The following is a 7,942-nucleotide window of genomic DNA, read 5'->3' as shown; positions in this document are numbered from 1 at the left end:
CAAGACAAAAATAGCCAACCAAATCGGAGGCCTCATAGACTTCATTAAACGCTCCTCCCCAAGAGCTTGTGAGCTATCTGAACAGCAAAACCCTCAACCTGCTCCCGCAAGGCTTTGCGCACCTCTTCTATCTCCTTCATCACCTGCGTGAGCATTTGCTCCTTCCTGGCCTCGGCCTCCTTGGTGGCCGCATCAAGGATATTCTTCTCCTCCTGCTTACCTTGAGCCTTCAGCTCCTCTCGCTTCTTGGCTGCCTCCGTCCGGGCCTCGGCCAAACGGCGATTGTAGTTCTCCAGAAGTTGCTCCGCACTTTCTGAAAAACGCTGAATATCCTGCTCCAGGCCAGAAAAGTGCTCCTCCCGCTGCCCGAGGATGCGCATGATAGGCTTAATAAGGATGGCATTAAGAATGAAGGTGAGAATGAGAATTTTTACAATCTGTACCCATAAAGTTATATCAAGTGATATCATCCTTAACCTCTCGTTCTAGCGAAAATCTCTCCCCTTACTGAATGGTCATTCATGCTTTGGAGCTTCTACATCATTTTAAAAACGGTGTCAACGGCTTTTTTCCCGTCATTTTGACAACTTTTTGTGACTATTGGAACATAAAGCGCCGCATTCGAATGTTAAGCAGAAGGCCAATCCCGATCATGGTAGTCAATACAGAAGATCCCCCATAGCTAAATAGGGGCAAAGGAACACCGACTACCGGCATCATCCCTACCACCATGGCGATGTTTATCACTGCTTGCCAGAAAACCATGGCCACTATTCCAAAGGCCAAAAAGCTTCCGAAACGCTCTTTGGAGCGGGCGGCGATAGAAAGGCCCCTTAGGAGGAGAAGAAGGTATAGGCTAACCACGGCCACAGCCCCAAGAAAACCCCACTCTTCAGCAAAGACTGAAAAGGCAAAATCTGTGTGTCTTTCGGGCAAGAAGTTGAGTCGGCTCTGGGTTCCTGAAAGATAACCTTTGCCAAGTAGCCCCCCCGATCCCACAGCAATCTTGGATTGAATTACATGGTAGCCACTTCCTAAAGGATCGAGCTCCGGCCGCAAGAAGACTTCTATCCGCCGACGCTGGTAAGGCTTCAAGTTAGCCCAGACAAACGGTAGGGAAAATACAGCACCGGCGGCCATGGAGACAAGGACCGGCCAACGAATCCGTACTAAAAGAAGCATGGAAATGTAGATCAGGATCAGAAGACCGGCCGTCCCCAAATCCGGCTCTTCCATAATAAGCCCTGCCGGCAGGGCCACTAAAAGGCTGGGGATGACCAGATCTTTAAAGCCGTAGCCCTCTGCAGGATCCCGACGGTAAAAATAACTGGCCAAGACAATCACAATGGCCAATTTGGCAAATTCTGAAGGCTGAACATTGGCAAACCCCAAGGAGAGCCAACGCCGTCCCCCTCCGACCTCCTTGCCAATAAAAAGGACCAGGACCAAACTGACGACACAAAGAATATAAATGATCGGGGCCCATTTATAAAACCACCGGTAATCAATAAAGAGGAGAAAAAGCATAAAAACAAGACTGATCAAATACCAATTGAGCTGTTTTAGATAAAAAAGGCCTCCTCCCTTGGTCAAGGTAGAGGAAGCGCTATAAAGATTGATGGCCCCCAGAGCCATAATAAGGAGGATGATTCCCAACAAGACCCAGTCAAAGTGAGAAAGATACCTTTTATCGAACATAGGCGATCTTTACTCCCCTAGGAGAGGGAAGGGGTTTTTTCTTCTGGAAATAGGCCTCAAGGATCCTCTTGACCAAAGGAGCCGCCACACTTCCCCCGTGGCCTCCGTGCTCCACCAAGACCACTACGGCCACCTCTGGTGCATCAGCCGGAGCATAAGCAGCAAACCAGGCATGATCCCGATATTCATAGGGAAGGTCCTCAGTTTTAACCCGTTTTTTACCCATCCGTACGACCTGAGCGGTTCCGGTTTTGCCAGCCACCAAGATATCTTTCATTTTGGAGGCCTCTCCAGTCCCTTCTTCAACCACCCCGATCAAGGCCTTCTTTATCCGCCTGAGAGTCTCTTGAGAAAGACCCAAGCGACCGTTTTCTTCCACACTCACCCTGGCTACTTCTCGGCCCTCAGGATCAAGGACTCTCTGTAAGTAGAGGGGGCGATAAAGATGGCCCCCATTGGCCACAGCAGCCATCATCCTTACTATCTGGATGGGGGTAACAAGGGTGTATCCCTGACCAATAGCCATAATGAGGCTTTCCCCCTCATGCCATCTTTCTCCAAAACGCCTCTTCTTCCAAGAAGTGTCTGGGACAAGCCCGGTCTTTTCGGAGAAAAGTTTGATGCCTGTCTTCCGCCCCAGGCCAAAGGCCCGGGCATAGCGGGCCATAACGTCTGCCCCCAGCAGTTCTCCAAGATGGTAAAAATAGACATCACAGGACTCCACAATGGCCATCTCTAGATTCACCCATCCATGCCCCCCTGGCTTCCAGCATCTGAAGGCCCTTCGACCAAACCGGTAATAGCCTGGGCAGAAAACCCTTGCTTCTGGTGAGACGGCCCCTTCCTCAAGGGCGGCAGCGGCAGTAATGATCTTAAAGATGGACCCTGGAGAATAAGTCCCCTGAATGGCCTTGTTCTCCAGGGGCCTCAAGGGATTATTCACCAAAGCCAACCACTCCTGAGGACTCAGCCCCGAAGAAATCTTTTCCAAATCAAATGACGGACTACTGGCCAAGGCCAGGAGCCTGCCGGTCTTTACATCCATCACAATGGCTGCCCCAGCCCGATCTTTGAAAACTGACTGAGCTACCTTTTGAAGATCAAGATCTATAGAAAGAACCAAGGTCTTTCCAGGTCGGGGAGGGAGCTCTTTGATTACCTGAATAATTCTTCCGTGGGCATCGACCTCTACCCTTCGTTCTCCCTCTACCCCATGAAGCCAGGGTTCAAAGGCCCTTTCTATCCCTGTACGCCCAATGCGGTCCCCTGGACGATATTTTTCAAAACGGGGATCCCGAAGCTCCTTAGGACTTATCTCTCCGAGATAACCTATAAGATGAGCAGCAGTGTTTCGGTGAGGATAGTATCTTTTAGGCTCCACCTGGATGAAGATCCCCGGTAGCTTGTAGCGCCTGGCTTCGATCCGGGCCACTGTCTGGCGATCAAGGTCTCGGGCCAAAATCACCGGACGAAACGGAGCCCTCTGTCTCTGGGCCGCCAAATTCTGACGAAGGAGTTCCTCATCTATTCCCGAAAGCCGAGAGATCTCCTTCAGAAGGGCCTCCATATCCTTTACATCCTCAGGAATTACCGAAAGGTTAAAACAAGGCCTCACCCCTGCCAGAAGCCGGCCCTCACGATCAATAATATTGCCTCGAGGGGGGGGAATGAGGACTCGACGGATGCGATTCTCCTCGGCCCTGAGACGATATTCATGACCGTGGAGAATTTGCAGAAACCACAACCTGACGATAAGAACCGAAAATAGAATCAAAACCAGACCGTAGGCCAGGTTGAAACGGGTTCTCAAGGCGCCATTGTCTGATTCTTCAAAACGTCGAAGCTTCATTTCCGCCCTAGAGTTCCTCTGCAAGCCCAACAACCAAGCGCATCTTTTTCAAGATGCTCCAGAAGACCGGGAAAAGAAGGGCTAAGGCCACCGCTTGGTAAAGAAGGCGACTAAAAAAGCCCTCCCCTACCTCCCCTGCATAGACAAACCGGATAATAAAAATCAGTAAACCCTCCAGAAGGAGAACTACCCAGAAGGTCAAAAGAACCCCCTCCAGAGGCCGCCGAAAGAGGAATTTGGCCTGAAGGGCCCTAACGAAGAAAAACCCCAAAGGATAAGTGATAATATGAGGTCCCAGAAAATATCCAGAAAAGGTGTCCATAAGCAGCCCCCAGAGGAGGGCTATCAAGAGCCCTCCTCCTCGAAGATCAAAAAGACCAAGGATAATCACCAGCAGAAGATAAAAGTCAATCCGCAACCAGGAAAATCGAGACAAAAATGCCAGAGAGAAAACAAGAAGGAAGATCCCCAGCAGGATAACCAGCAGGGAAAACAAGAATTCTCTCCTAGAATCTCTCTTGGTTCGCAAGACTGCTTCTCCGCAGGATGACCAAAACTTCTTCGATATCCTCCAGATTGATAGCTGGTCTGACCTCAACCCTCTGGAAGAGGCCCTCTTGTCGGTCAGGTAATACCCGTTTGACAATTCCCACCAAAAGCCCCTTGGGAAAAATTCCATCAAGACCAGAGGTGATCAGGAGATCTCCCTCCCGGACATCGGCCTCCATGCTTACATATTCGAGATTACAGGTTTCTGAACCCTGGCCCCGAAGGATGCCCCGGGCCCTTGAACGCTGAACGACAACATCGACAGCACTGTTAGGATCAGTTATCAACATTACCTTGGCATAGTTGGGAGTGACCCCCAATATCTGACCGACTACTCCCCCCACAGTGATGACGGCCATCCCCTCCTCAAGCCCCTCATCTCCTCCAAGGTCAATGATCAGACTCCGAAACCACATAGAGGGATCTCTACCGACCACCTGGGCCGAGAGCGAAGCGTAGGGAAGGCTCTGCTTGAGCTCCAAAAGTTTTTTCAGGCGGGCATTGGCAATGAGGGCCTCTCGATATTCCACCAACCGGGCCCTGAGCTTGGCGACTTCCTTTTTGAGGGCTTCGTTTTCTTGCTTGGTGTGGACAAGAAGGACATAGCCTTCAAGGAGCTCTTTCGCTCCAGAGATCCCTTGAGAGAGGAACTTCTCTGCGGGGGCAAAGATTTCAACAAGGATCTTCTGGGCAAAACTAAAGCGAGGCCCCTGCTCGACACTCAGACCGATTAGGGCAAATACCAGGGTGGCCGCCACCCCGAGGAAAAGCCATCTGGCCCAAAAGGATCGCCCACGCACGAAAAAGCTACTGGATCATAATTTCTCTTAAGACGTGAATATTATCTAGTGTTTTACCAGAACCCAGGACCACCGAAGAGAGGGGATCATCGGCAATAATCACCGGAAGGGAGGTCTCTTGACGGATGAGTTTATCCAGATTACGCAAAAGGGCCCCACCTCCAGTAAGGACAATACCTTTATCTACTATGTCAGCAGCCAGCTCTGGAGGCGTCTGTTCAAGGGCCACCTTGACCGTCTCCAGGATAGTCTCCACCTGCTCCTTGATGGCCTCCTTGACCTCCCCGGCATCGATAGTGATCGTCTTTGGAACTCCAGTAACAAGATCCCGGCCTTTAATGTCCATTGTCTCGTAGGGCTCCTCCGGAAGAACGTTGCCGATGGTGATTTTGATATTTTCGGCGGTATGTTCGCCGATGAGGAGGTTGTATTTGCGTTTGATATATTGAAGAATGGCTTCATCCATCTTATCTCCAGCCACCCGGACCGACTTACTGTAGACAATGCCAGCCAGCGAGATTACGGCTACCTCCGTGGTACCCCCACCAATATCAACTACCATGTTGGCCGTAGGCTCGGTAATGGGAAGTCCAGCTCCAATAGCTGCTGCCATGGGCTCTTCTATGAGATAGACCTCCCGGGCCCCAGCACTCTCAGCACTCTCCTTAACCGCCCGCTTTTCCACCTGGGTAATTCCAGAAGGCACACTAATGACAATTCTCGGTCGCACCAAGGTTCGTCGATTGTGGACCTTGCGAATAAAGTAGCGAAGCATGGCCTCGGTGACCTCAAAGTCGGCAATAACCCCGTCTTTCATGGGACGGATGGCAATGATATTGCCCGGCGTCTTACCCAGCATCATCTTGGCTTCTTTGCCTACGGCCAGTACCTTGTTGTTACGACCATCTTTTTTGACAGCCACCACCGAAGGTTCCCTAAGGACAATGCCCTTTCCCTTAACATAGACCAGGGTATTAGCCGTACCCAGATCAATGGCCATATCGGTAGAAAGCCAACCAAAAAGGGAATCAAGGATCATGGCTAGTTACCACCTACCCATCAGGCTTAAAGCCTGATTTATCTTTTTGTTTTTCTTAAATATTGTCGCTTTAAAGCGGAGGTAAGTTACCAGATGGACCTTGCCCTGACAAGGATTAAACCCCATTTTTCCAGAAGAATAGGGCCTATACAAGCGCTTTTATTGCCTAGGCCAAAGGGGGTGTGTTAAGTGAGAAGACCTATGGTTCGGCATCCGGCTGTAGCCGGCCAGTTTTATCCAGCAGACCCTTCTGCCTTGAGGCGGATGATCGAGGCCTATCTCGAGCCAGGCAGACAAAGACTGGCCCGGGCGGCGATCTGCCCCCATGCAGGTTATATATACTCTGGACCGGTGGCCGGAGCAGTTTATTCTCGCCTCGTCATTCCCGAAGATGTAGTCATCATTGGGCCCAACCATCATGGACTCGGGGAACCGGCCGCCCTTATGGCCGAAGGACGCTGGGAGATGCCTTTTGGCCCTGTGGAGATAAACTCCTCTTTGGCGGAACTCCTCCTTGAAGAAAGTCAAGTTGTCGCCGACGACCCCAGAGCCCACCTTTACGAACATTCTCTAGAAGTCCAGGTTCCATTTATCCAATACCTACGGCCAGAAGTAAAAATAGTCCCCTTGTGTCTTTCCTGGTTACATTATCCAGAATGCGAGGAAATTGGCCTAGCTGTAGCCCGAGCCATCAAAGCCTGGGCCCAGCCTGTCCTCATTGTCGCCAGTACTGACATGACTCACTATGAATCTCAAGAAATAGCCAAGGCCAAAGACGGCCTAGCCGTCGAAAAGATACTTGCCCTTGATCCCCGAGGCCTGTTAGAAACGGTGGCGGCTAACCGTATTTCGATGTGCGGAGTAATCCCGACAACCGTGGCCCTGATCGCCGCCAAGGCCCTGGGGGCCCGGAAGGCTGAACTGATACGTTATGCCACCTCAGGAGACATCACTGGTGACTACGCCCAGGTTGTCGGTTATGCTGGCTTGATCGTGGAGTAGAATTATGACTACAGTAAAGACCCGTTTTCCACCCAGCCCAACCGGTCACCTCCATATAGGGGGGGCCAGGACGGCTCTTTTCAACTGGCTTTTTGCCCGCCATCACGGGGGGAGCTTCGTCTTGCGCTTTGAAGACACTGATCGCGAACGCTCCCGGCCGGAATACGCCCAGGCCATCCGGGAGGCCATGGAGTGGCTGGGCCTTAACTGGGATGAAGGCCCTTATTACCAAAGCCAGCGTCTTGAACTTTACCGGGAGCATATTGAGCGCCTAGTAGCCGAAGGCAAGGCTTACTGGTGTCGGTGTAGCCCTGAGGAACTAGAGGCCAAGAGGGAAAAAGCTTTGGCTGAAGGACGAAAACCTAAATATGACGGGGCCTGCCGGGACCTAGGCCTTGGCCCGGGGCCAGGGAGGGTGGTTCGCTTCCGAATCCCTCCTACGGGAAGTACCGTAGTGGAAGACCTCATCAGAGGCCCGGTGGCCTTTGATCATCAGGAGCTGGACGATTTTATTATCCTTCGTTCCGATGGAATCCCCACTTATCACTTTGCTGTGGTAATAGACGACATGACCATGGGGATTACCCATGTCATTCGTGGAGACGACCATCTTAACAACACACCTAAACACATCCTCCTTTTTGAGGCCCTGGGGGCCTCTGTTCCAAGATTTGCCCATGTCCCTATGATCCTTGGGCCAGACCGGACCAGACTCTCTAAAAGACATGGGGCCATGAGTGTTCTGGCCTATCGTGAGGCCGGATATCTGCCTCAGGCCCTGATCAACTATCTGGTACGGTTGGGGTGGTCTTATGGAGATCAGGAGATCTTCAGCCTGGAGGAGCTGATAGAGAAATTCAGCCTGGAGAATATCGGCCGCTCGGCAGCTGTCTTCAATCCAGATAAACTCCTCTGGTTAAATGCTCATTATATCAAGGAAGAGTCGGTCGAAAGCCTGGCCCGGCTGGTACGCCCCTTTCTGGCCCGCCTGGGGATCAGGGAGCC

At 51.5% G+C, this 7,942-nt stretch carries 8 protein-coding genes; 2 read left to right on the top strand and 6 right to left on the bottom strand.

Annotated features, from left to right (window positions below):
* Nucleotides 1-44 precede the first annotated feature (44 nt).
* From ACXJJX_RS02490 to ACXJJX_RS02465, 6 genes are all read right to left on the bottom strand, one after another.
* Nucleotides 45-470 (bottom strand): F0F1 ATP synthase subunit B family protein, encoded by a 426-nt coding sequence (locus ACXJJX_RS02490; protein ID WP_456431635.1) that lies wholly within the window; start codon nt 468-470, stop codon nt 45-47.
* 127 nt (nt 471-597) lie between these two features.
* Complete coding sequence (gene rodA / locus ACXJJX_RS02485; protein WP_456431633.1) at nt 598-1,698, bottom strand: rod shape-determining protein RodA; 1,101 nt, start codon at nt 1,696-1,698, stop codon at nt 598-600.
* Nucleotides 1,688-3,547, bottom strand: a complete 1,860-nt coding sequence (gene mrdA, locus ACXJJX_RS02480; protein ID WP_456431631.1) for a penicillin-binding protein 2 — start codon at nt 3,545-3,547, stop codon at nt 1,688-1,690. The genes rodA and mrdA overlap by 11 nt, the downstream gene beginning before the upstream one ends.
* A gap of 7 nt (nt 3,548-3,554) precedes the next feature.
* Nucleotides 3,555-4,043, bottom strand: coding sequence for a rod shape-determining protein MreD (mreD, locus tag ACXJJX_RS02475; protein ID WP_456431629.1), 489 nt, complete (start codon nt 4,041-4,043; stop codon nt 3,555-3,557).
* Nucleotides 4,044-4,053: 10 nt separating this feature from the next.
* Nucleotides 4,054-4,896, bottom strand: a complete 843-nt coding sequence (gene mreC / locus ACXJJX_RS02470; RefSeq protein ID WP_456431627.1) for a rod shape-determining protein MreC — start codon at nt 4,894-4,896, stop codon at nt 4,054-4,056.
* A 7-nt stretch (nt 4,897-4,903) separates the two neighbouring features.
* Nucleotides 4,904-5,935: a rod shape-determining protein gene (locus ACXJJX_RS02465; RefSeq protein WP_456431625.1), complete on the bottom strand. Its 1,032-nt coding sequence runs from the start codon at nt 5,933-5,935 to the stop codon at nt 4,904-4,906.
* A 189-nt stretch (nt 5,936-6,124) separates the two neighbouring features.
* Between ACXJJX_RS02465 and amrB the strand changes: the two genes are divergently transcribed.
* Both amrB and gltX read left to right on the top strand, forming a co-directional pair.
* Nucleotides 6,125-6,937: an AmmeMemoRadiSam system protein B gene (gene amrB / locus ACXJJX_RS02460; protein ID WP_456431623.1), complete on the top strand. Its 813-nt coding sequence runs from the start codon at nt 6,125-6,127 to the stop codon at nt 6,935-6,937.
* A 4-nt stretch (nt 6,938-6,941) separates the two neighbouring features.
* Nucleotides 6,942-7,942, top strand: a 1,001-nt coding sequence (gene gltX, locus ACXJJX_RS02455; protein ID WP_456431621.1) for a glutamate--tRNA ligase, incomplete at its 3' end; no start/stop codon positions are given.

This window comes from Thermosulfuriphilus sp., from assembly GCF_054026695.1.
Note: the sequence above shows the minus strand (reverse complement) of the source record. Positions and strands in the feature narration are given on the sequence as shown.